Source organism: Micromonospora sp. NPDC049836 (assembly GCF_044465125.1).
In the GTDB taxonomy this organism is placed as follows: Bacteria; Actinomycetota; Actinomycetes; order Mycobacteriales; family Micromonosporaceae; genus Micromonospora.
Window position 1 is genome coordinate 293,136 of the sequence record NZ_JBITLH010000003.1, and the last position, 21,909, is coordinate 315,044.

Genomic DNA, 21,909 nt, shown 5'->3' on the forward strand with positions numbered 1-21,909 from the left:
ACGTGTGGCGCGCCGGCGGTCACCGATCGCCGGCTGGCCGGCGGGACCCGCCGGGCGACGGTGGGACCCGCCGGCCGGCGGGCGGTGCGATTCTCAGCCCGGGCACAGCACCGGCAAAGGGGGCGCAGAGCTCGCCCGGCCACGGTTGACGCATGAACGTCAGCCGTACCGAAAGGCGACCGGCCCCCCGGCGGGGTCCGGCCGGACACGGGAAACCGGCGGGGGCGCGCCGGTGACCGCCGGCGCCGACCGGCGGGTGGCGGCCCGCCGCGCCCTGCCGCCGGTCCCCGGCTGGTGGGCCGACCTGGCCGGCGGAGCCGCGGTGCTCAGCCTGCTGGTCGTCACCGCGCTCTGGGCCGCCGACCGCGGCGTGCCGGAGCTGCTCGCCGGCCCGGCCCCCGGGCTCACCTCGGCCGGCCGGCTCGCCGGCCTGGTCAGCGCCGACCTGATGCTGGTCCAGGTGGTGCTGATGGCCCGGGTGCCGCTGATCGAGCGCCGCTTCGGCCAGGACCGGCTCGCCCGCTGGCACCGGCTCACCGGCTTCACCTCCCTGCACCTGCTCCTGGCCCACGTGCTGCTCACCGTCCTCGGCTACGCCGGCACCGCCCGGCAGGGCGTGCTCGCGCAGACCTGGGAGCTGGTCGTCACGTACCCGGGGATGCTGCTGGCCACCGCCGCGTTCGGGTTGCTGGCGCTGGTGGCGGTGACCTCGGTACGGGCGGCCCGCCGCCGGCTGCGCTACGAGTCCTGGCACCTGCTGCACCTGTACGCGTACCTGGGCATCGCGCTGGCGCTGCCGCACCAGCTCTGGACCGGCGCCGACTTCCTCGCCTCGCCGGCCGCCCGCGCCTACTGGTGGACCGTCTACCTGCTGGCGCTGGCCAGCGTGCTGGTCTACCGGTTGGGGCTGCCCGCCTGGCGGTCGCTGCGGCACCGGATCGAGGTGGCCGCCGTGGTCCCCGAGGCGCCCGGGCTCACCTCGGTCTGGCTGCGCGGACGCGACCTGCACCGGCTGCCCGCCCGGGCCGGGCAGTTCCTGCTCTGGCGGTTCCTGGACGGCCCCGGCTGGTCCCGGGCCCACCCGTACTCGCTGTCGGCCCCGCCGACCGGGGAGCTGATGCGGATCACCGTGAAGGACCTCGGCGACGGCAGCGCCCGGGTGGCCGCCCTGCGCCCCGGCACCAGGGTGCTGGTCGAGGGGCCGTACGGGCGGCTGACCGGGGAGCACTGGCGCGGCGGCGGGATCACCATGCTGGCCTGCGGGGTCGGCATCACCCCACTGCTGGCGCTGCTCTGGGAGCTGCCGTACGCCCCCGGCGAGGCGGTGCTGCTCTACCGCGCGCGTACCCCCGACGACCTGGCTTTCCGGGCGGAGCTGGACCGGCTCGCCGCGGAGCGCGGGCTGGTCGTGCGGCACCTGGTCGGCCCCCGGGCCCGGCGACCGGCGTGGCTGCCGGCCCACGCCGACGGGCTGCCCGACGTCGAGGCCCTGCGCCGGCTCTCCCCCGACATCGCCGATCACGACGTCTTCCTCTGCGGCCCGGACGGCTGGGTCGACGCCGCCCGGGCCGCGATCCGCGCGGCCGGAGTCCCCGACGCGCGCGTCCACCACGAACAGTTCGCCTGGTGACAGGCGCGAAGGGAGGTTCCGTGCGACGGATCACCATCTGGTTGCTCTCCACGGTGGCCGCGCTGGTGCTGCTGTTCAGCTACCGGACCAGCACCATGGGCGCGGGCGGGCCGGGCAGCGCGACCGCCTCCGGCCCGGACGGCTCGGCCGGCGGCGGCAGCTCGTGGACCGGCACGGACGACGCCACCGGCCCGGACCCGTCGGGCGGCGGCACGCCGGCCGGCCGGGGCGGCCCGTCGGGCCCCGGCCGGCCGGGCGGCACCGGTACGGCGACCGGGGCGGTGGCGCAGACCCGGTGGGGGCCGGTGCAGGTGCGGATCACCGTCGCCGGCGGGAAGATCACCGGCGTCAGCACCCTCCGGGTGCCCGACGGCAACCGGCGGGACCAGCAGATCAACGGGTACGCGGTGCCGATCCTGCGGCAGGAGACGCTGGCCGCGCAGAGCGCCCGGATCGACACCGTCTCCGGCGCCACCGTCACCAGCGACGGTTACCGCGAATCCCTCCAGTCCGCGCTCGACGCGGCGCACCTGGACTGAGGACGCGATGGACGTGACCGCGGAACTCGACCGGCGCGCCTGGGTGGCGCAGGTGATGGGGCTGCCGGTCAGCGTGCACCTGCGCGGTCCGCGGGTGCGCGCCGACGACGTGGCGCGGCGGGTGGCGCGGGTCTTCGCCGAACTGCGCGAGGCGGACGCGACGTTCAGCACGTACCGGCCGGACAGCGTGCTGGGCCGGCTCGGCGGGGCGGCGCCCGACCCGGCCACCGCCCCGCCGCCGGTGCGCGAGGTGGTGGAGCTCTGCGAGCGGGCCCGGGCGCGGACCGGCGGCTGGTTCGACGCGCGCCGCCTGCCGCTGCCCGGCGGCGGCACCGGTTTCGACCCGTCCGGCCTGGTCAAGGGCTGGGCGGTGGAGCGGGCCGCGCGGCACCTGACCGGCCTGCCCGGGCACGACCTGTGCCTGAACGCCGGCGGGGACGTGCTGCTGCGCACCGCGCCGGGCCGGCCGGCGTGGCGGGTCGGGGTCGAGGACCCGGGCCGCCCGGACCGGCTGCTCGACGTGGTCGAGCGAGCCGGCGGCGCGGTCGCCACCTCGGGCACCGCGCGGCGCGGCGCGCACATCACCGACCCGCGCGCCGGCCGGCCCGCCGACGCCGTCCGGTCGGTCACCGTGGTCGGCCCCGAGCTGCTCTGGGCCGACGTGTACGCCACCGCGGCCGTCGCCCGCGGCGCGGACGCGCTGGACTGGCTGGCCACCCTGGACGGGTACGCGGCCCTGCTGGTGGACGCCGCCGGCCGGGTCCGGGCCACCCCGGACTGGCCCGGATCCCGGCCGGCCGGACGGAGCCCCGCCGCCGGACCGACCCGGTGACGGGGTCGCCCTCGCCCCGGCGGGTGGGGACAGCTCCGGGATCGACCGGATCCGGCGGGCAGGGCGACGCGCCGGGTGGGGCGAGGGCCGGCGGGCGGGGCGACGCGCCGGGTGGGGCGGGGGCCGGGGGGCGGAACGCGGCGGGGAGAATGGGCGGCATGCAGCCACACCCGAACGTGCAAGCGGTGCAGCGCGCGCTCGACGAGGCGGGCGCGCGGGACGGCTCCGGCGGCGCCAGCCAGGTCCGCCTGCTGCCCGAGGCGGTGCACACCGCCGCCGCGGCGGCCGAGGCGCTCGGCGTCGGCGTCGGCGCCATCGCCAACTCGCTCGTCTTCGACGCCGACGACGCGCCGCTGCTGGTGCTCACCTCCGGCGCGCACCGGGTCGACACCGCCGGCCTGGCCGCCGGCCTCGGCGTCACCCACCTGCGCCGGGCCACCCCCGAGTTCGTCAAGCGGCACACCGGGCAGGTGATCGGCGGGGTCGCCCCGGTCGGCCACCCCCGCCCGCTGCGTACCCTCGTCGACACCGCCCTCGACGGGCACGCCGAGGTGTGGGCGGCCGGTGGCGTACCGCAGGCGGTCTTCCCCACCACGTACGCCGAGCTGCTGCGGATCACCTCCGGCACCCCGACCGAGGTGGCGTGAGCCAGCCCTCCGAGGACCCGCCCGGACTGGTCACGCTGCACGTCTGGCGGATCCCCCGGGCGGCCGTGCCGCGGGCACTGGCCCGGATGGCGACCCACCCGGCGCGGCTGCGCCGCCGCCCCGGCGTCCGGTTCGCCAAGCTGCTCGGCACCGGGACCGGCACCGGCTTCGGCCCCGGCGACGTCGACCTGACCCGCTGGGCCGCCCTGGTGGTCTGGGACTCCCCCGCCGCCGCGGCCGGCTTCGACGCCTCGCCGGTCGGCCGCTCCTGGGCCCGGATCGCCCGCGCCGCCGTCCGGGTGGAGCTGCGCCCGCTGACCAGCCGGGGCGAGTGGTCCGGCCGGCGGCCGTTCGGCGACCCGCCCGGCGGGCGGGCCACCGGGCCGGTGCTGGCGCTGACCCGGGCCCGGCTGCGGGCCCGCCGGGCGGTCACCTTCTGGCGGGCGGTCCCCCCGGTCGCCGCCGCCCTGGCCACCGCGCCCGGGCTGCTCGCCCGGTTCGGCGTCGGCGAGGCCCCGCTGGGCTGGCAGGGCACGGTGAGTGTGTGGCGGGACCCGGCGGACCTGGTCGCGTTCGCGTACCGTCACCCGGAGCACCGGGCCGCGATCACCCGCACCCCCACCGAGGGCTGGTACGCCGAGGAGCTGTTCGCGCGCTTCGCGGTGGGCGACGTCGTCGGTGACCGGACGGTGCTCGGATGGGCCGCCGAGGGCGGCCCGGACACGGCGAGAGGACACGCATGAGGTTGGTGCGCTGGACGCCGGACGACCTGGTCCGGCGGCTGGACGACGTGGTGGCCGTCTACGGCGAGGCGATGGGCTACCGGACCGACCTGCTGGAGGCCCGGCGCGGCTACATCGCCACCCACGTCCGCCGCCCCGGCTTCCGCGCCGTCGCCAGCCTCACCACCGAGGGACACCTGGCCGGCTTCGGGTACGGCTACCTCGGCGCCGCCGGCCAGTGGTGGCACGACCAGGTGCACCGGGCGCTGGACGCGCCGGCCCGGCAGCGCTGGCTGCCCGACTGCTTCGAGGTGGTCGAGCTGCACGTCCGGCCGCCCGCGCAGGGGCACGGCCTCGGCGCCGGGCAGCTGCGGGCGCTGCTCACCATGGCCGAGGGGAGCACCACCCTGCTCTCCACCCCGGAGGCCGACGAGCAGACCTCCCGCGCCTGGCGGCTGTACCGGCGGTTCGGCTTCGTCGACGTCCTGCGCCACTTCCACTTCCCCGGCGACGAGCGGCCCTTCGGGGTGCTCGGCCGGGACCTGCCGCTGCCCCCGCCGGGCCCCGGCGCCGCCCCGGCCGCGTCGTGACCCGACGGCTGTCCTGGGCGCTGCTGGCCGTCCTGGTCCTCACCCAGATCTGCTATCCGCTCACCGCGGGCGCCACCCGGGCCGGGCTGACCGTCGCCACGGTCCTGCTCGGCTGGCTGCTCTCCGTCGGCCACGCCCTGCTGACCCGGGGTACGCGTACCGCGCTCGCGCTGGTCGCGGTGGCCACCGGCGGCGGGTTCGCGGTCGAGGCGCTCGGGGTGGCCACCGGCGTGCCGTTCGGCAGCTACGACTACTCCGGTGAGCTGGGCCCGAAGCTGGCCGGGGTGCCGCTGATCATCCCGCTGGCCTGGACCTGGATGGCCTGGCCGGCGTGGCTCACCGCGGTCCGGCTGGTCCGCCCGGCCGGCGGCGGCACCGGCTGGCCGGGTCCGGCCCGGCACGCCGCCCGGATCGGGCTGGCCGCGATCGGGCTGGCCGCCTGGGACCTCTTCCTCGACCCGCAGATGGTGGCCGAGGGCTACTGGGTCTGGCGGGACGCCACCCCGGCGCTGCCCGGCCTGCCCGGCGTACCGGTCAGCAACTACCTCGGTTGGCTGCTCTTCGCGCTGTTGGTGGCAGCGGTGCTGCGCCCGCTGGCCGGGCCGGCCGTCGACCGCGCCGGCCGGCCCGACGCGCCGATGTTCGCGCTCTACCTCTGGACGTACGCCTCCAGCGTGCTGGCGCACGCGGTCTTCCTCCGGCTGCCCGCCTCGGCGCTCTGGGGCGCCGCCGGCATGGCGCTGACCGCCGTGCCGCTGGCGGTGGCGCTGCTGCGCGGTCGCCGGACCGACACCGGCCGCCCGACGGTGGACCCGGCCCGGCGGGTCGACGCGCCGGCATGACCGCGCTGCTCGTGCTCGCCGGCGCGGTCGCCGTGCTCACCGCGCACACCCTGGTCAACGCCAGCCGCTGGCTGCGCCGGCCGGCCACCGGCCCGGTCGAGGTGACCGAGCCGGTGGCGGTGCTGCTGCCGCTGCGCGACGAGGCCGCGCGGGTGACGCCGTGCCTGCGCGCACTGCTCGCCCAGCGGGGCGCACCGGAGCTGCGGATCGTGGTGCTCGACGACGGCTCCACCGACGGCACCGCCGACGTGGTGCGCGCGGTGGCCGGCGACGATCCGCGGGTCACCCTGCGCACCGGGGCCGCCCCGCCGCCGGGCTGGCTGGGCAAGCCGCACGCCTGCTGGCAGCTGGCCACCGGCACCGACCCGACCCGCACCGCGCTGGTCTTCGTCGACGCCGACGTGGTGCTCGGCCCGTACGCGGTCGCCGCGGCGGTGACCGAGCTGCGCGCGGCGGGCGCGGCGCTGCTGTCGCCGTACCCCCGGATCGTGGTGCGGACGGCGGCCGACCGGCTGGTGCAGCCGCTGTTGCAGTGGTTGTGGCTGACCTTCCTGCCGCTGCTGGCGATGGAACGTTCGCGGCGGCCCTCGCTGGCCGCGGCGGGCGGGCAGTTCCTGGTCGTGGACCGGGCCGGCTACCTGCGGGCCGGCGGGCACGCGGCGGTCGCCGACAAGGTGCTGGAGGACATCGAGCTGGCCCGGGCGGTCAAGCGGGCCGGCGGCCGGATCGCCCTCGCCGACGGGTCGCGGCTGGCCACCTGCCGGATGTACGACAGCTGGCCGGAGCTGCGCGACGGCTACACCAAGTCGCTGTGGGCCTCGTTCGGGCACCCGGCCGCCGCGGCCGTGGTGGTGACCCTGCTGCTCCTGCTCTACACCGCGCCCCCGCTGCTCGCCGTCGGCCTCGCCCCGTTCGCGCCGGGGGTGTCCGGGGTGGCGCTGGCCGCCTACCTGCTCGGGGTCGCGGGACGGGCGGTCAGCGCCCGGGCCACCGGCGGGCGGGCCTGGCCCGACGCGCTGGCACACCCCGTGTCGGTGGTGGTCCTCGGTTGGCTGACATTTCGGTCGTACCATCTGCGGAAGCGACACCGGCTCACCTGGCGGGGTCGCCCGGTCAGCTAGGGGGACGCGGCATGGCGCGAATCGTGGTCGTCGGCGCCGGCGTGGGCGGGCTGGCCGCCGCCGCCCGGCTGGCCGTCACCGGGCACCAGGTCACCGTCCTCGAGCGGGCCGACACCGTCGGCGGCAAGCTCGGCCGGTACCAGCACGACACGGCCGAGGGCGGGTGGCTGTTCGACACCGGACCGAGCCTGCTCACCCTGCCGCAGGTCTTCCACGACCTGTTCGAGGCGACCGGGGCCAAGCTCGACGAGTACCTCGACCTGGTGCCGCTGGACCCGATCGTCCGGCACGTCTTCCCCGGCGGCGGCCCGGCGCTGGACTCCTGCGCCGAGCCGGCCGAGTTCGCCGCCCGGATCGGCGCGGCCTTCGGGGACCGGGCCGCCGCCGACTGGCAGCGGCTCTGGCAGCGGGCCGCCCGGGTGTGGGCGGCCTCCCAGCGGGACATCCTGGGCCGCACCATCGACTCCCCGCGGGACCTGGCCGCGCTGGCCTGGCGCCTCGGTGACCTGGCCGCCATCGCCCCCGGCCGCACCCTGCGCGGCCTCGGCCGCCGCCAGCTGTCCGACCCGCGGCTGCGGATGCTGCTCGACCGGTACGCCACCTACACCGGCGCCGACCCGCGCCGCGCGCCGGCCGCGCTGGTCGCCGTGCCCTACGCCGAGCTGACGTACGGCGGCTGGTACCTGCGCGGCGGGCTGGGCAGCCTGGCCGACGCGCTGCTGTCGCGCTGCCTGGACCTGGGCGTGGTGGTGCAGACCGGCGCCACCGTCACCCGGATCGACGCGGCCGGCGGCCGGGTGCACGGGGTACGCGTCGCCGGGGCGGCCGCCCCGCTCCCCGCCGACGTGGTGGTGGCCAACGTCGACGCGCTCACCCTCTACCGGGACCTGCTGCCCAGCCCGCGCCGGCTGGCCGGGCTCACCGACCGCAGCCTGGCCGGCTTCGTGCTGCTGCTCGGCGTACGCGGCGACTCCGGGCTGGCCCACCACAACGTCTTCTTCCCCCGCGACTACGACGCCGAGTTCGACGCCGTCTTCGGCGACCCGGGGCGCGGGGTGCGGGCCCGGCCGGCCGTGGACCCGACGGTCTTCGTCACCGTGGCCGACGACCCGGCGGTCCGGCCGGACGGGCACGAGGCCTGGTTCGTGCTGGTCAACGCCGCCCGGCACGGCACGGCGGCGGACGCCGTGGACTGGCGGCGCCCCGGCCTGGCCGAGGCGTACGCGGACCGGATCCTCGACGTGCTCGCCGAGCGGGGGGCGGACGTGCGGGACCGGCTGGTGTTCCGGGAGATCCGCACCCCGGCCGACCTGGACGCGGCCACCGGCGCGCCGGGCGGGGCGATCTACGGCACCGCCGGCGGGCTGCTCCGCCCGGCCAACCGTGGCCCGGCGGCCGGGCTCTGGCTGGTCGGCGGCTCCACCCACCCCGGCGGCGGCCTCCCCATGGTCACCCTCTCGGCGCAGATCGTCGCCGACGAGATCGGCCCCGCCTGGTAGGGCGGGAACCGTCGGGCGCGGGCGTCCGCCGGCACCGACCAGGAGGCGGCGCGGACGTCAGCCGGCACCGACCAGGACGCGGCGCGGACGTCAGCCGGCACCGACCAGGACGCGGCGCGGACGTCAGCCGGCACCGACCAGGACGCGGCGCGGGCGTCAGCCGGCGTCGATCAGAGCGCGGCGGACGGCGGAGAGCAGCTGGCCCAGGCCGAAGCCGGCCAGCAGCACCCAGACCGTGGTGACCATGGTGCTGGTGCCGGCGACCAGGTCGGCGTCGATCAGCCCGGTGAGCCCGGCGACCACCAGCCCGACCAGGGCCACGCAGACCCGGGTGGGCCGCTCCCCCACGGTCACCGCGCCGATCTCCCGCATCCCGGCGGAGACCGCCCGGGCCCGCACGTACTCGTGCAGCCAGGACAGGCCGCCGGCCGCGGCGACCAGCGCCCCCGGCGCGCCGAGCAGCCAGAACGCGACCAGCCAGGCCACCTCGCCGAGCCGGTCGGCGACCGAGTCGTAGACGTAGCCGAGCCGGGTGGTCCGGTTGGTGGCCACCGCCACCGCACCGTCCACGCTGTCCGCCACCGCGGCGAGCAGCACGAACAGCGCCCCCAGGAACGGCCCGTCGCCGACCCGCCCGACCAGCAGCGGTACGCAGAGACAGAGCAGCACCCCGACCACGGTCACCGGGGTCGGGCCGATCCGCAGCCGGCCCAGCAGGTAGCCCAGGTGGTAGGCGAACCGCAGCCAGGCGCGGACCACCGGCGCGGCCACCCGGGGGTCGAAGCCGCCGTGCAGCCGCGCCCACGCGGTCGCGTACTGGTCCCAGTTCAGCTGTGTGCCCACCACGGGTCAACCGTAGAAGGGCGACGCGGGTGTCGTGGGCCGGGTCGTCACACCCGGGCGTCGGCCTGGAGGTGCTGCCACACCTCGCGGGTGGCGGTGGACCGGTTCAAGGTGATGAAGTGGATGCCCGGTACGCCCTCGTCGAGCAACTTCGCGCACATCTCGCTGGCCTGCTCGACGCCGAGCCGGCGGACCGCCTCCGGGTCCTCGGCGACCCGGGCGAACCGCTCGGCCAGCGCCGGCGGGAACGGCGCGCCGGAGAGCTGCACGGACCGCTCGATGGTGCCCAGCTGGGTCACCGGCATCACGCCGGCCAGGATCGGGGTGTCGCAGCCGGCGGCCGCCACCCGGTCCCGCAGCCGCAGGTAGTCGTCGGCGTCGAAGAACATCTGGGTGATCGCGAACTCGGCGCCGGCCCGGCACTTGCGGATGAAGTTCGCCGTGTCGCTGGTCACGTCGGGCGAGCGCGGGTGCTTGTACGGGAAGGCGGCCACCCCGACGCTGAAGTCGCCGGCGTCGCGGATCACCCGGACCAGTTCCTCGGCGTAGCGCACGCCCTCCGGGTGCTTGACCCACTCGCCGCCCGGGTTGCCCGGCGGGTCGCCGCGTACGGCGAGCACGTTGCGGACGCCCACCGAGGCGAGCCGGCCGATGACGTGCCGCAGCTCGGCGACGGAGTGGTCGACCGCGGTCAGGTGCGCCATCGGCAGCAGGGTGGTCTCGGTGGCGATCCGCTCGGTCACCGCGACCGTGGTGTCCCGGGTGGAGCCGCCGGCGCCGTAGGTGATCGAGACGAACGAGGGGCGCAGCGATTCCAGCTCGCGGATGGCCTGCCAGAGCAGGCGCTCCCCGGCCGGGGTCTTCGGCGGGAAGAACTCGAAGGAGAAGGTCGGCCGACCGGCACGGATCAACTCCCCGATCGCCGGCTGGGGATTGGGGAGGACCGAGGGAAGACCGAGCGCCACGCCCCGACTCTAGCGGCGTGCGCCCGCCGTACCCAGGAGCTTCCCAGCCCGCGAGCACGGCCGGGCGGAGCGTCGTACCCCGGGGGTAGAAACGGTGCCGCGCGGTGGGGCCGGCCGGTGGCCGGCGCCGGGGGCCCGCGCGGGGGTCAGCACGACCGGCGGCGCGCCGGCCCGGCACGGCCGGGCCGCCTCCGTCGCCATCCGCGCCGAGGCCCACGGAGGACCGATGATCCCGTTCCCGCCCCCCGATCCGCGTCCGTTCGGGCCGGTCCTGGCCGAGCTGCGGTCCGCGCGCGGCTGGAGTCAGCAGCGGGTCGCCGCCGCGCTCTGCGCCGCCTCCGGCGTGCCGACCCTGACCAGGAACGAGATCTCCCGGTGGGAGCGGCAGCGCCGGCTCCCCGGCGACTTCTGGCTGGGCTGGCTCGCCGTGGTGCTCGGCGTGCCGGGCGAGTTGCTCGCCGGGGCCGCGGCGCGGAGCCGCCGGCTGGGGGTGGTGCCGGCGGCGATCGACCGGTCCGGTTCCCGGATCCGCACCGCCCTGCTCACCCTGGCCCACCGCTGGTCGGCGAACCCGGCCGGGGTCCGCCCCGGCAGCCCGCTCGCCGACCTGGCCCGGCCCCGACCGCCCGCCGGGCCCGGATCCCGGCCGCCGCGCACCGGCGGGCCCCCGTCCGGCCGGGCGGCGCCGGCGGCTTCCGGCGGGCGGTGGCCGGACCCGGCCGGGCTGGCCGAGCTGCGGCGCTGGGACGACCTGCTCGGCGGGGCCGACCTGGCCGGGCACGGGGCGCGCCGGCTGCGCCGCGCCGCCCGCGCCTACCGCGCGGCCGGACCGGCCGACCGCCGCCGGCTGCTGCCGGCGCTGGCCGAGGCCGCGCAGCTCGCCGGCTGGCTCGCCGCCGACGCCGGGCAGGTCACCGGCGGTCTGCACGGCTACCGGCTGGCGCTGCGGGCGGCGGTGGCCGCCGGGGACCGGGCGTTCGCCGGGCACGTGCTCGGCGCGGCGAGCCATCTGCTGGCCGGCGTCGGCGATCCGGCGGGGGCGCTGGCGCTGGCCCGCTCGGGGTACGCCGGCAGCCGGGCGGTCGCCTCGCCGGGGCTGCGGGCGCTGCTGCTGCACCGGGTGGCGTTCGCCGCCGCGCTCGCCGGGCGCTCCCGCGCCGCCCGGCAGGCCCTGGCCGCCGCCGCCGGGTGCGGCGGGCCCGAACCCGGCCGGGAGCCACCCTGGCTGTACTGGCTCGACGAGGCCGAACTGGCCGCGCTGACCGGACGCACCCTGGTCGCGCTGGGCCGGCCCGGGCCCGCGGTGCCGCTGCTCGCGCCGGCCGCCCGGGCGCCCGGCCGGCCCCGCCGCGCGGCCCTGTACGGCGGCTGGCTGGCCCGCGGGCACCTGCAACTCGGCGAGGTGGAGCCGGCCTGCGCGGTGGCCGGGGCGGCGCTGCTCGACGCCGTCCGGTCCGGTTCGCCCCGGGCGGTCGGCCAGCTCACCGAGGTCCGCCGCCGGCTGGCCGGGCAGCACGACGAGCCGGCCGTCCGGCGGTACGCCGACCTGCTCGCCGCCGCCCGGCCGTACCTGCCGGTGGGGGCGGCGGCCGGCGCCGGGGCGCCCGGCCCTGGTCGGCCGCGCCGGGCGGGTCGCACGCCACGCCGACCCGGGGGTACGGCGGGACGGACGGGGACCGGCTAGCGTCGTGGCGTGACCCACGCTGCTCCCGTCTCTCCCGTCGACCGCGCCGGCCTGCGTCAGCGGGTCGAGAAGTCGCTCACCGAGTTCCTGGCCGGCCAGCGCGGCTGGCTGACGACCCTCGACGAGGGTCTGGTGCCGGTCGCCGAGGCGATCGAGGCGTTCGTGCTGGGCGGCGGGAAGCGGCTGCGCCCGGCCTTCGGCTACTGGGGCTACCGGGGCGCCGGCGGGGTCGACTCCGACCAGGTGGTGGCGGCCCTGGCCGCGCTGGAGTTCGTGCAGGCCAGCGCCCTGATCCACGACGATCTGATGGACCGTTCGGACACCCGCCGGGGTGAGCCCGCGGTGCACCGGCGGTTCGCCGCCCGGCACCGGGAGGCCGGCTGGGGCGGCGACCCGGACGGCTTCGGTGACGCCGCCGCGATCCTCCTCGGCGACCTCTGCCTGGTCTGGTCGGACGAGCTGCTGCACTCGGCGGGTCTGGACCCGCGGACGGTGGCCCGGGCGCGGCCGGTCTTCGACGAGATGCGCACCGAGGTGACCGTCGGGCAGTACCTCGACGTGCTGACCCAGGCCACCGGGGACACCTCGCGGGAGCGGGCCGGCAAGGTGGCGCGGTACAAGTCGGCGAAGTACACCGTCGAGCGGCCGCTGCTGCTGGGCGCCGCGCTGGCCGACGCGCCGGCCGAGGTGATCGCCGCCTACTCGGCGTACGGGCTGCCGCTGGGCGAGGCGTTCCAGCTCCGCGACGACGTGCTGGGCGTCTTCGGCGACCCGGAGCGCACCGGCAAGCCGGCCGGCGACGACCTGCGCGAGGGCAAGCGGACCTATCTGGTGGCGGCGGCCCTGGAGACGGTCGACGAGGCCGGCCGGGAGTTGCTGCTCGCCGGGCTCGGCGACCCCGGACTGGACACCGAGGGCGTGCGCCGGCTACGCGAGCTGATCACGGCGAGCGGCGCCCTGGACCGTACCGAGCAGCGGATCACCACCCTGACCGAGAACGCCCTGGCCGCCCTCACCACCGTCGACCTGGACACCGAGGCCCGCCAGTCGCTGGTGGACCTGGCCATCGCCGCCACCCGCCGCACCGACTGATCCGCTGCCCTCCCCCGTCCCCGGGCGTCGATCATGAGGTTGTCGGCGAGTCGATCTTCAGAGCGCCAACAACCCCATGATCGACCACGCCGGACGCGGGCCGGCCGGGACGCGGGCCGGGCCGGCCGGGACGCGGGCCGGGCCGACCGGGCGCAGGTCGGGCCGACCGGGCGCGGGCCGGGCTGGGCCGACCGGGCGCGGGAGCCCAGGGGTGGGGTAGGGCCCGGGTCGATCAGGCCGAGGGCTAGAAGCCGAGGGCTTGGGCGCGGCGTTTGACCTCGCGGGCCTGGTCGCCGCCCAGGGCGGCCGCCGGCGTGCCGCCGGCGAGGGTGGGGTCGGCCTGGTAGAGCCAGCGCAGCGCCTCCTCGTCGTCGTAGCCGGCGTCGGCGAGCAGGTTGAGCACCCCGGGCAGGTGCTTGAGCACGGTGTGGTTGGCCACCAGGTCGGCCGGGATGCGGCGGACGCCGTCGCGGCGTACCGCGATCAGCTCCCGGTCCCGGATCATCTGGTGCACCTTGCTGATCGACACGTCGAGGCGCTCGGCCACGTCCGGCAGGGTCAGCCAGGCGGCCGGGTCGCTGGGCCCCGGCAGGTCGGCGGGTACGGAATCGGTCACCCGACCACCCTGCCACGAGCCCGGCGCGTCCCCGCAGCGGCACCCCGTCGGACCTCCCGGACGCCGGTGAACGCCGCCCCGCGGGGGCGCGCGTTTTCCCGCCCGGTCGCATCCCGGCTGTAGCATCCTGTTCAACCTTCACCCGATGGACACATAGACTCCCTGCCGATGGACACACAGGTCGCCGACACGTTGCTGGGCTCGCTGATCGACGGGCGCTACCGCATCCGCGGTCGCGTGGCCCGTGGCGGCATGGCGACCGTGTACACCGCCACCGACGAGCGCCTCGAGCGCACCGTGGCGGTCAAAATCATTCACCCGACCCAGGCGCCCGAGACCCGGGCCCGGATGGCCGGCTTCGTGGAGCGGTTCACCGACGAGGCGAAGACCATCGCCCGGCTGACCCACCCCAACGTGGTGGCGGTCTACGACCAGGGCATCCACGCCGGCCTGCCCTACCTCGTGATGGAGTACGTCCGGGGCCGCACCCTGCGCGACGTGCTCACCGAGCGGCGCCGGCTCAACCCGGACGAGGCGCTGGCCATCGCCGAGCAGATGCTCGCCGCGATCGCCGCCGCGCACCGGGCCGGCCTCGTGCACCGCGACGTCAAGCCGGAGAACGTGCTGGTCGCCGAGGCGCCCACCGGCGGCGTCGCCAACCTGGTGGACAGCGTGGTCAAGGTGGCCGACTTCGGGCTGGCCCAGGCGGTCGAGGCCAGCGCCGAGGAGGAGCACGGCAACCAGCTGATGGCCACCGTCGCGTACGTGGCCCCGGAGCTGGTCACCGAGGGCCGGGCCGATCCGCGCACCGACGTCTACTCCGCCGGGATCGTGCTGTTCGAGATGCTCACCGGCCGGGTGCCGTACGACGGCGACCGCCCGGTCGAGGTGGCCTGGCAGCACGTCGACCGGGACGTGCCCGCCCCGTCGACCCTGGTCCCGAGCCTGCCCACGGCCCTCGACGACCTGGTCGGCCGGGCCACCCGGCGGGACCCGGGCGGCCGGCCCACCGACGCCGGCGCGCTGCTGGCCGAGGTGCAGGTGGCCCGGGACGACCTGGGCAACAGCAACTCGCACACCGCGGTGCTGCGCCAGGTGTCCGACGAGACCACCCCGATGGCCCAGCCGACCATGATGGTGGCGGCGGTCCAGCCGGCCCAGCGGCCGGCCTGGGCCCGGCTGCCGGAGGGCGGCGGGCAGCGCCCGCACCGCCGCCGGGCCGCCGAGCAGGAGGGCCTGGGGGCACGCCTCGCCGAGCTGCGTACCCGGGTGATGGGCTCGCCCCGCGGCCGGCTGGCGGTCGCCGCGGCCGTGGTGGTGCTCGGCCTGGTCGCCGCTGTCGGTGGCTGGTGGTTCGGGGTGGGCCGGTACACGGTCGCTCCGCAGCTGGTCAGCCTGACCAAGGCCGAGGCGGAGGGGCAGGCAAATCGGGGCGGCTTCACCCTCCGGTACGCCGAGCCCCGCTACGACGAGAAGATCCCGAAGGACAGCGTGCTCGGGCAGCAGCCGGGTTCGGCGGCGCGGATCCTCAAGGGCGGCACGATCACCCTGACCCTGTCCCTGGGCCCGGAGCAGCTGCCGGTGCCGGACGTGGTGGGCAAGGAGTTCGAGCTGGCCCAGGCCGAGCTGACCAACGCCAAGCTGGTCGCGGTCAAGGGCCCGTCCCGGTACGACGACGAACTGCCGGCCGGCGTGGTGATGGCCACCACCCCGAAGGTGGGCACGGTGGTCAAACCGGGCGCGAAGGTGACGCTGATCCTGAGCAAGGGCCGCGCCCCGGTGACCGTGCCGAACCTGGTCGGCAAGAACCTCAACGAGGCCCGCACCATCCTCGGCCAGCTCGGGCTCAAGGCGGTCGAGACGTACAAGGACTCGGACAAGCCGCGCGATCAGATCCTCGGGCAGAGCCCGGCCGACGGCGCCGGGGTGGAGAAGGGCACCGAGGTCAAGCTGGACGTCAGCAAGGGCCCGCCGCAGGTGGCCGTCCCCCGGGTCGTCGACCTGCCCTGCCAGCAGGCCAAGCAGGTGCTGGAGAGCCAGGGCTTCCCGGTCACCATCCAGCTCAACCCCAACGGGGTGGCCCGCTTCCAGAACCCGGCCGAGAACACTCCGGTGCCGCCGGGCACCCCGGTCACGGTGACCTGCCTGTGAGCGAGCGGATCAGTGGGCTCGGCGGTGCGGCACGGGACGCCGCCGCCGAGCGGAGCGGGGTGACGGCCCGGCGCCGGGTGGGCTCGCACACCCCCACCTCCGGCGGCCTGGCCCGGGCGGTGCTGCCGTACGCCGACGCGGCCGGCTCCGAGGTGGTGCAGGTCTACGTCTCCAACTCCCGCGGCTGGGCGCTGCCGGCGGGCGACCCGGCCCAGGACACCCTGTTCCGCGACGGCTGCAGCGAGCGCGAGCTGCCGGTCTTCATCCACGCCTCGTTGCTGGTCAACCTCGGCTCGCCCACCCCGGCCACCGTCGAGCGGTCGGCGCAGACCCTGGCGCACGCGCTGCTCCGGGGCCGGGCGATCGGCGCCGAGGGCGTGGTCTTCCACGCCGGCAGCGCGGTGGACGCGGGCCACGCCGAGGCGGCCATGCGGCAGGTACGCGAGGCGCTGCTGCCGCTGCTGGACGAGACGGCGGCCGTCGGCGGGCCGATGCTGCTGGTCGAGCCGAGCGCCGGCGGCGGGCGGTCGCTGGCCTCCCGGGTCGAGCACCTGGGCCCCTACCTGGACGCGGTCGACCGGCACCCGATGATGGCCGTCTGCTTCGACACCTGCCACGCCTGGGCGGCCGGGCACGACCTGGCCGCCGAGGGCGGCATGACCGCGACGCTGGACACCCTGGTCGCCACGGTCGGCGCGGACCGGTTGCGGCTGGTGCACGCGAACGACTCGAAGGACCTGTGCGGCTCGACCCGGGACCGGCACGAGAACATCGGCAAGGGCACCATCGGCGAGCCGGCGTTCGCCGAGCTGATGCGCCACCCGGCCACGGCCGGCATCCCGGTGCTGGTGGAGACCCCCACGGAGAAGCACGTCGGCCACGCCGCCGACATCGCCACCCTCAAGCGCCTCCACCCCTAACCCCCACCCCCCTCGCCCTCCCGCCCTCGCGCCCCCGCCCCCTCCTGCGTCGATCAAGGAGTTGTGGCGGTGGACAAAGGGGAGATTGCCGGCGTTCGGGGCGCCACAACTCCATGATCGCGGGAGCGGGGGGGGGCGGGGGGCGGGGCGCGGGGCGGGGGTGGGGTGGTTAGGCGCGGAGGAGGGTGGTGAGGACGTCGGCGGCGCGGTCGACCTCGGCGTCCGACACGTCCAGGTGGGTCACCAGGCGGGCGGTACGGGGACCGAGCACCGAGATCAGCACGCCCTGCTCCCGGGCGGCGGCGGCCAGGGCCTTCGCGTCCAGCGGGTGCTTGGTCAGGTCGAGCGGGACGATGTTGGTCCGCGCCGCCGTGGCGAGCACGCCGTGCGGGGCGACGGCCTCGGCGAGCCGGGCCGCCTTCGCGTGGTCCTCGGCGAGCCGCTGCACGTGGTGGGCCAGGGCGTACCGGCCGGCGGCGGCGAGCACGCCGACCTGCCGCATCCCGCCGCCCATCCGCTTGCGGACGAACCGGGCCCGGGCGATCCGCTCAGCGCTGCCCACCACCAGGGAGCCGACCGGCGCGCCGAGGCCCTTGGAGAGGCAGACCGACAGGGTGTCGAAGAGCGCGCCGTACTCGGCCAGCGGCACCCCGTCGGCCACGTGCGCGTGCCAGATCCGGGCACCGTCGCAGTGCAGGGCCAGCTCGTGGTCGTCGGCGACGCGACGCAGCTCGCGCAGGGTGGACAGCGGGATCACCCCGCCGCCGCCCCGGTTGTGGGTCTGCTCCACGGCGATCGCCCGGGTGGGCACCGCGAAGTAGCCGTCGGGGCGGATCATGCCGGCCACCACGTCCGGGTCGATCTGCGCGCCGACCGCCGGCCAGGTCCGCGAGGAGATGCCGCCGTACACGGCGGCGGCGCCGATCTCGTACGTCACGACGTGCGCGTCGGCGTCGCAGAGCAGCTCGTCGCCGGGCGGGACGAGCAGCTGGAGGGCGATCTGGTTGGCCATCGAGCCGCTCGGGGCGAAGAGCGCGGCCTCGTGCCCGAACAGCGCGGCGACCTCGGCCTCCAGCGCGGTGACGGTCGGGTCCTCGGCGTAGACGTCATCGCCGACCTCGGCGGTCGCCATGGCCTCCCGCATCCCGGCGGTGGGCCGGGTGACGGTGTCCGAACGGAGATCGATCAGGTCAGCCACGTTCACTCCTCGGGTCAGCCACGGAGCATCTCCGCGACCAGGAAGGCCAGCTCCAGCGACTGCTGGGTGTTCAGTCGCGGGTCGCAGGCGGTCTCGTACCGGCCGGGCAGGTCGAGGTCCTCGATGCCCTGGGCGCCGCCGAGGCACTCGGTGACGTCCTCGCCGGTCAGCTCGACGTGCAGGCCGCCCGGGTGGGTCTCCAGGCCGCGGTGCACCTCGAAGTAGCCGAGCACCTCGTCGACGATCCGGTCGAAGTGCCGGGTCTTGTAGCCGTTGGAGGACTCGTGGGTGTTGCCGTGCATCGGGTCGCACTGCCAGACCACCTTGGCGCCGGCCGCGGTGACCTTGGCGACGATCGGGGGCAGCGCGTCGCGGACCCGATGGTTGCCCATCCGGCTGATCAGGGTCAGCCGGCCGGGGACGTTGTCCGGGTTGAGCTTCTCGCACAGCTCGATGGCCTCGTCCGGGGTGGTGGTCGGGCCGAGCTTCACCCCGATCGGGTTGGCGATCCGGGAGATGTAGTCGATGTGCGCGCCGTCGAGCTGCCGGGTCCGCTCGCCGATCCAGAGGAAGTGCCCGGAGAGGCCGTACGCCCGGTCGCCGGAGATCCGGGTGAGCGCGCGGTCGTACTCCAGGGCGAGGGCCTCGTGCGAGCAGTAGAGGGTGACGGTGCGCAGCGCCTCGTCGTCGGTCATCCCGCAGGCGCGGATGAAGGCGATGGCCCGGTCGATCTCCCGGGCGATCGCCTCGTAGCGCTCGCCGGCCGGTGACTGCTTGACGAAGTCCTTGTTCCAGTCGTGCACCGCGTGCAGGTCGGCCAGCCCGCCGGCCAGGTAGGCGCGGAGCATGTTCATGGCGGCGGCCGAGTTGGCGTACGCCCGGATCATGCGCTGCGGGTCGGCGACCCGGGCCTCCGGCGTGGTCTCCAACGAGTTGATCATGTCGCCGCGGTAGGCCGGGAGGCCGCGCGCGTCGGTCGGCAGCGACCGGGGCTTGGTGTACTGGCCGGCGACCCGGGCCACCTTCACCACCGGCAGGGACGCGCCGTAGGTCAGCACGATGGCCATCTGGAGCAGCGTGCGGGCGTTGGCCAGCAGGTGGCTCTCGGTGTTGTCGGCGAAGGTCTCCGCGCAGTCGCCGCCCTGGAGCAGGAACGCCTTGCCCTCGCAGACCAGCGCGAGCCGCTGCCGGAGCTGGTCGACCTCGTACGGGGCGACCACCGAGGGCACCGTGTCGAGCACCTTGCAGACCTGGGCGACCTGGGCCGGGTCCGGCCAGGGCGGGGTCTGCGCGCGGGGCAGGTCCCGCCAGCGGTCCAGGCCGAGGGCCGCGTCCTCGGCGGAGTCGGCCGTCGGACGACTGGTCTGCAGGCTGGGGCTGCCCACCGCGGGATGACTCAGCTGGTGCCACTCATGGCGCATGACCCAAAGCGTACGGCGACCGCCGGGGCGGCCCGTCGGCGAGGGGGACGGTTCCGGCCTCTGGGAGGGGGCACCCGCCACACCGGCGGAGCGCCGCTGGTCACGCCGGGTGGCCGGTCACGGGGTGACGGCCGGCTCCGGGCTGTTCCCGCCGGGCGCCTCGCCGGTGATGCACCAGTCGGCGCCGCTGCGGGTGACCGTGAACAGCAGCGCCCGGGTGGCCTTGCGGGACCCGACGGCGACCGTGACGGCCGTGCTGACCTCCTGGCCGTGCGGGCCGGAGCGGACGTCGGTGATGGTGGCCTGCGGGACGGTGAAGTGATCGGCGAAGTCGCCGTTGGGGCCGGTGGCGTCGGCGTCGAAGCGGGCCTGCAACGGCGCGCAGAGCTGGCTGCGCCCGGCGTCGGCGTCCTTGGCGGCCATCGCGTCGAGGTACGCCTGCACCCGCTCCCGGCTCTTGGCCGCCGCCTCGTCGGCGGGCGCGCGGTTCGCCTCGGTGGCCGGGCCGCCGGCGGTGTCGTCGCCGCCGAGGCCGCAGCCGGCCAGGGTGAGCGGCAGCAGGGCGAGCAGGGTGACGGCCGTCACCGTTGCCCGGTGCGTCTGGCCCATCGCGGTCCCTCCCCCTCGACGTACGGCGGCGCGGCACGCCGGACGGCGAGTCTGCCACATGGGCCGTCCGGTGCCCACCCATCCTCGCCCGGCCCCGCCCGGGTGGGCCAGCGCGGCACGCGGCACGACACCCCGATCGGTGCGGAACACGCGGGCGGGGAGGGGCCGGTGCGTGGCCCCTCCCCGCCGGGTGGGTGGTGCGTCGGCGCTCGGCGTCAGCCGAGCCCGCCCTTGATGGCGCCGATCAGCTCACCGTTGCTGGTGTCACCGGAGAGCTCCCAGAAGAAGGCGCCACCGAGGCCCTGGTTCCTGGCGTAGGTCATCTTGCCGCCGATGGTGGCCGGCGTGTCGTAGCCCCACCAGTTCGAGCCGCACTTGGCGTACGCCGTGCCGCCGATGGTTCCGGTGGTCGGGCAGCTGTTCTTGAGCACCTTGTAGTCCTCGATGCCCTGCTCGTAGGTGCCCGGCGCCGGGCCGGTGGCGGTGCCGCCGGGGGCGGTCTGGGTCACCCCGGTCCAGCCCCGGCCGTAGAAGCCGATGCCGAGCAGCAGCTTGTCCGAGGGGATGCCCTTGGACTTGAGCTTCTGGATCGCCGCGTCCGACCAGAAGCCCTGCTGCGGGATGCCGGTGTACGAGGTGAGCGGCGAGTGCGGCGCGGTCGGCCCCTGGGCGTTGAAGGCGCCGAAGTAGTCGTACGTCATCGGCATCAGCCAGTTGAGGTACGGCGCGGCGCCGGCGTAGTCGGTCGCGTCGATCTTGCCGCCGTTGCTGCCGTCGGCGGTGATCGCCGCGGTGACCAGGGCGCTGGAGCCGAACCTGCTGCGCAGCGCGCTCACCACGTTCTTGAAGGCGTTCGGGCCGCTGCTGTCGCACTGCAGGCCGCAGGCGTTCGGGTACTCCCAGTCGACGTCGATGCCGTCGAAGACGTCCGCCCAGCGCGGGTCCTCGACCAGGGAGTAGCAGGAGTCGGCGAACGCCGCCGGGTTCTGCGCGGCCTGGGTGAAGCCGCCCGACCAGGTCCAGCCACCGAAGGACCAGATCACCTTCAGGTTCGGGTACATCTTCTTCAGCTTGCGCAGCTGGTTGAAGCTGCCGCGCAGCGGCTGGTCCCAGGTGTCGGCGACGCCGTCGACGCTGTCCGCCGCGGTGTACGCCTTGTCGTAGTCGGCGTAGCTGTCGCCGATGCTGCACCGGCCGCCGGTGGTGTTGCCGAAGGCGTACAGGATGTGGGTGAGCTTGGCGGCGGACCCGCTGGTGTGGATGTTCTTCACGTGGTAGTTGCGGGCGTAGACGCCCCACTCGGCGAAGTAGCCGACCACCTTCTTGCCTCCGGTCGAGGGCGGCGGCGTGGTGGGCGGGGCGGTGGTCGGCGGGGCCGTGGTCGGCGGTGCCGTGGTGGGCGGCGCGGTGGTCGGGGCGGCCGTGGTCGGGGCGGCCGTGGTGGTCGGAGTGCCGCCGCCGGAGCAGGACGCCCCGTTGACGGTGCAGGTCACCGGCGCCTTGTACGCCCCGGTGCCGTTGTATCCCCAGCTGAAGCTGGCGCCGGGGGCGAGCGAGCCGGCCCAGCTCTTCTTCACCGCGACGTAGTGGCTGCCGCTGCTGGTGACGTCGGCGTCCCAGAAGCTGCTGATCGTGGTGCCGGCGGGCAGGTCGAACTCGATGCGCCAGGTGGCGACGCTGGCGCTGGTGCCGTTGGTGATGGTCACCTTCGTCTCGTGACCGGTCCCCCAGTCCTGCACCTTGGTGAAGGTGGCGGTCACGCTGCCCGCCGCGGAGGCGGTCGCCAACGGCGCACCCGCGGCCACCAGCGCGACCACGGCGCCGGTGGCCCACAGGGCCCGGCGGAGCGATCTCTTCATACGGCGTCTCCTTTATTAGTTAGGAAACTTTCCTTATTGAATGCTGAGACGCTACTCACGCCGTCATCACTTCGTCAAGATGTAGATGCTTCGATCCGTCGCGCCGCCGCCGGGCCGGCCCGGCGGGTG

The 21,909-nt window shown here is 76.3% G+C and carries 20 protein-coding genes; 13 read left to right on the plus strand and 7 right to left on the minus strand.

Going from position 1 to position 21,909, the window contains the following annotated elements:
• The first annotated feature begins 232 nt into the window (after positions 1 to 232).
• The 9 genes from ACIBPB_RS09235 (at position 233) to ACIBPB_RS09275 (ending at position 8,422) form a co-directional block, all read left to right on the plus strand.
• Entirely contained in the window at positions 233 to 1,630 is a 1,398-nt protein-coding gene (locus tag ACIBPB_RS09235) for a ferric reductase-like transmembrane domain-containing protein (RefSeq protein WP_396839057.1), read from the plus strand.
• A 20-nt stretch (positions 1,631 to 1,650) separates the two neighbouring features.
• Complete coding sequence (locus ACIBPB_RS09240; protein ID WP_396839058.1) at positions 1,651 to 2,169, plus strand: FMN-binding protein; 519 nt, start codon at positions 1,651 to 1,653, stop codon at positions 2,167 to 2,169.
• 7 nt (positions 2,170 to 2,176) lie between these two features.
• The gene (locus ACIBPB_RS09245; protein WP_396839059.1) at positions 2,177 to 3,001 is read left to right on the plus strand and encodes an FAD:protein FMN transferase; all 825 of its coding nucleotides are present in this window, start codon (positions 2,177 to 2,179) and stop codon (positions 2,999 to 3,001) included.
• A 158-nt stretch (positions 3,002 to 3,159) separates the two neighbouring features.
• Positions 3,160 to 3,648 carry a YbaK/EbsC family protein gene (locus ACIBPB_RS09250; RefSeq protein ID WP_396839060.1) on the plus strand — a complete coding sequence of 163 codons (489 nt, stop codon included), beginning with the start codon at positions 3,160 to 3,162 and terminating at the stop codon, positions 3,646 to 3,648.
• Positions 3,645 to 4,391, plus strand: coding sequence for a monooxygenase (locus ACIBPB_RS09255; protein ID WP_396839061.1), 747 nt, complete (start codon positions 3,645 to 3,647; stop codon positions 4,389 to 4,391). The genes ACIBPB_RS09250 and ACIBPB_RS09255 overlap by 4 nt, the downstream gene beginning before the upstream one ends.
• A complete protein-coding gene (locus ACIBPB_RS09260; protein WP_396839062.1) occupies positions 4,388 to 4,960 on the plus strand; it encodes a GNAT family N-acetyltransferase in 573 nt (190 codons plus the stop codon). Before ACIBPB_RS09255 ends, ACIBPB_RS09260 begins: the two co-directional genes overlap by 4 nt.
• On the plus strand, positions 4,957 to 5,802 hold the full coding sequence (locus ACIBPB_RS09265) for a carotenoid biosynthesis protein (RefSeq protein ID WP_396839064.1): 846 nt from the start codon (positions 4,957 to 4,959) through the stop codon (positions 5,800 to 5,802). The genes ACIBPB_RS09260 and ACIBPB_RS09265 overlap by 4 nt, the downstream gene beginning before the upstream one ends.
• Positions 5,799 to 6,923, plus strand: a complete 1,125-nt coding sequence (locus ACIBPB_RS09270) for a glycosyltransferase (RefSeq protein WP_396839065.1) — start codon at positions 5,799 to 5,801, stop codon at positions 6,921 to 6,923. The genes ACIBPB_RS09265 and ACIBPB_RS09270 overlap by 4 nt, the downstream gene beginning before the upstream one ends.
• Before the next feature lie 11 nt (positions 6,924 to 6,934).
• Entirely contained in the window at positions 6,935 to 8,422 is a 1,488-nt protein-coding gene (locus ACIBPB_RS09275; protein WP_396839067.1) for a phytoene desaturase family protein, read from the plus strand.
• Between the two features lie 156 nt (positions 8,423 to 8,578).
• Here the strand turns inward: ACIBPB_RS09275 and ACIBPB_RS09280 are convergent, their stop codons facing one another.
• Positions 8,579 to 9,268 carry a CDP-alcohol phosphatidyltransferase family protein gene (locus tag ACIBPB_RS09280; protein WP_396839068.1) on the minus strand — a complete coding sequence of 230 codons (690 nt, stop codon included), beginning with the start codon at positions 9,266 to 9,268 and terminating at the stop codon, positions 8,579 to 8,581.
• A 44-nt stretch (positions 9,269 to 9,312) separates the two neighbouring features.
• Positions 9,313 to 10,230: a methylenetetrahydrofolate reductase [NAD(P)H] gene (gene metF, locus ACIBPB_RS09285; RefSeq protein WP_396839069.1), complete on the minus strand. Its 918-nt coding sequence runs from the start codon at positions 10,228 to 10,230 to the stop codon at positions 9,313 to 9,315.
• A gap of 226 nt (positions 10,231 to 10,456) precedes the next feature.
• On the opposite strand from metF, the gene ACIBPB_RS09290 reads away from it, so the two are divergent.
• Complete coding sequence (locus ACIBPB_RS09290; RefSeq protein WP_396839070.1) at positions 10,457 to 11,914, plus strand: helix-turn-helix domain-containing protein; 1,458 nt, start codon at positions 10,457 to 10,459, stop codon at positions 11,912 to 11,914.
• A gap of 9 nt (positions 11,915 to 11,923) precedes the next feature.
• Positions 11,924 to 13,006, plus strand: a complete 1,083-nt coding sequence (locus ACIBPB_RS09295; protein ID WP_396839071.1) for a polyprenyl synthetase family protein — start codon at positions 11,924 to 11,926, stop codon at positions 13,004 to 13,006.
• Between the two features lie 244 nt (positions 13,007 to 13,250).
• On the opposite strand, the gene ACIBPB_RS09300 is transcribed toward ACIBPB_RS09295, so the two are convergent.
• The gene (locus ACIBPB_RS09300) at positions 13,251 to 13,622 is read right to left on the minus strand and encodes an Rv2175c family DNA-binding protein (RefSeq protein WP_396839072.1); all 372 of its coding nucleotides are present in this window, start codon (positions 13,620 to 13,622) and stop codon (positions 13,251 to 13,253) included.
• A 168-nt stretch (positions 13,623 to 13,790) separates the two neighbouring features.
• Here ACIBPB_RS09300 and pknB point away from each other — a divergent pair, with 168 nt between their 5' ends.
• Positions 13,791 to 15,773, plus strand: a complete 1,983-nt coding sequence (gene pknB, locus ACIBPB_RS09305) for a Stk1 family PASTA domain-containing Ser/Thr kinase (protein WP_396839073.1) — start codon at positions 13,791 to 13,793, stop codon at positions 15,771 to 15,773.
• A 59-nt stretch (positions 15,774 to 15,832) separates the two neighbouring features.
• Entirely contained in the window at positions 15,833 to 16,693 is an 861-nt protein-coding gene (locus tag ACIBPB_RS09310) for a deoxyribonuclease IV (RefSeq protein WP_396839485.1), read from the plus strand.
• A gap of 169 nt (positions 16,694 to 16,862) precedes the next feature.
• Here the strand turns inward: ACIBPB_RS09310 and ACIBPB_RS09315 are convergent, their stop codons facing one another.
• From ACIBPB_RS09315 to ACIBPB_RS09330, 4 genes are all read right to left on the minus strand, one after another.
• Positions 16,863 to 17,882 (minus strand): threonine aldolase family protein, encoded by a 1,020-nt coding sequence (locus tag ACIBPB_RS09315; RefSeq protein WP_396839486.1) that lies wholly within the window; start codon positions 17,880 to 17,882, stop codon positions 16,863 to 16,865.
• A 23-nt stretch (positions 17,883 to 17,905) separates the two neighbouring features.
• Positions 17,906 to 19,312, minus strand: coding sequence for a class II 3-deoxy-7-phosphoheptulonate synthase (locus ACIBPB_RS09320; protein ID WP_396839074.1), 1,407 nt, complete (start codon positions 19,310 to 19,312; stop codon positions 17,906 to 17,908).
• 117 nt (positions 19,313 to 19,429) lie between these two features.
• Positions 19,430 to 19,921 carry a hypothetical protein gene (locus ACIBPB_RS09325; RefSeq protein WP_396839075.1) on the minus strand — a complete coding sequence of 164 codons (492 nt, stop codon included), beginning with the start codon at positions 19,919 to 19,921 and terminating at the stop codon, positions 19,430 to 19,432.
• 215 nt (positions 19,922 to 20,136) lie between these two features.
• Entirely contained in the window at positions 20,137 to 21,780 is a 1,644-nt protein-coding gene (locus ACIBPB_RS09330; RefSeq protein ID WP_396839076.1) for a glycosyl hydrolase family 18 protein, read from the minus strand.
• Between the last annotated feature and the right edge of the window lie 129 nt (positions 21,781 to 21,909).

Bases quoted from the DNA above. Each gene is read 5' to 3' on its own strand.
- ACIBPB_RS09270 (WP_396839065.1), top strand. From the start codon at position 5,799: ATGACCGCGCTGCTCGTGCTCGCCGGCGCGGTCGCCGTGCTCACCGCG.
- ACIBPB_RS09275 (WP_396839067.1), top strand. From the start codon at position 6,935: ATGGCGCGAATCGTGGTCGTCGGCGCCGGCGTGGGCGGGCTGGCCGCC.
- ACIBPB_RS09330 (WP_396839076.1), bottom strand. From the start codon at position 21,780: ATGAAGAGATCGCTCCGCCGGGCCCTGTGGGCCACCGGCGCCGTGGTC.
- ACIBPB_RS09325 (WP_396839075.1), bottom strand. From the start codon at position 19,921: ATGGGCCAGACGCACCGGGCAACGGTGACGGCCGTCACCCTGCTCGCC.
- ACIBPB_RS09320 (WP_396839074.1), bottom strand. From the start codon at position 19,312: ATGCGCCATGAGTGGCACCAGCTGAGTCATCCCGCGGTGGGCAGCCCC.
- ACIBPB_RS09290 (WP_396839070.1), top strand. From the start codon at position 10,457: ATGATCCCGTTCCCGCCCCCCGATCCGCGTCCGTTCGGGCCGGTCCTG.
- pknB (WP_396839073.1), top strand. From the start codon at position 13,791: ATGGACACACAGGTCGCCGACACGTTGCTGGGCTCGCTGATCGACGGG.
- ACIBPB_RS09245 (WP_396839059.1), top strand. From the start codon at position 2,177: ATGGACGTGACCGCGGAACTCGACCGGCGCGCCTGGGTGGCGCAGGTG.
- ACIBPB_RS09250 (WP_396839060.1), top strand. From the start codon at position 3,160: ATGCAGCCACACCCGAACGTGCAAGCGGTGCAGCGCGCGCTCGACGAG.
- ACIBPB_RS09260 (WP_396839062.1), top strand. From the start codon at position 4,388: ATGAGGTTGGTGCGCTGGACGCCGGACGACCTGGTCCGGCGGCTGGAC.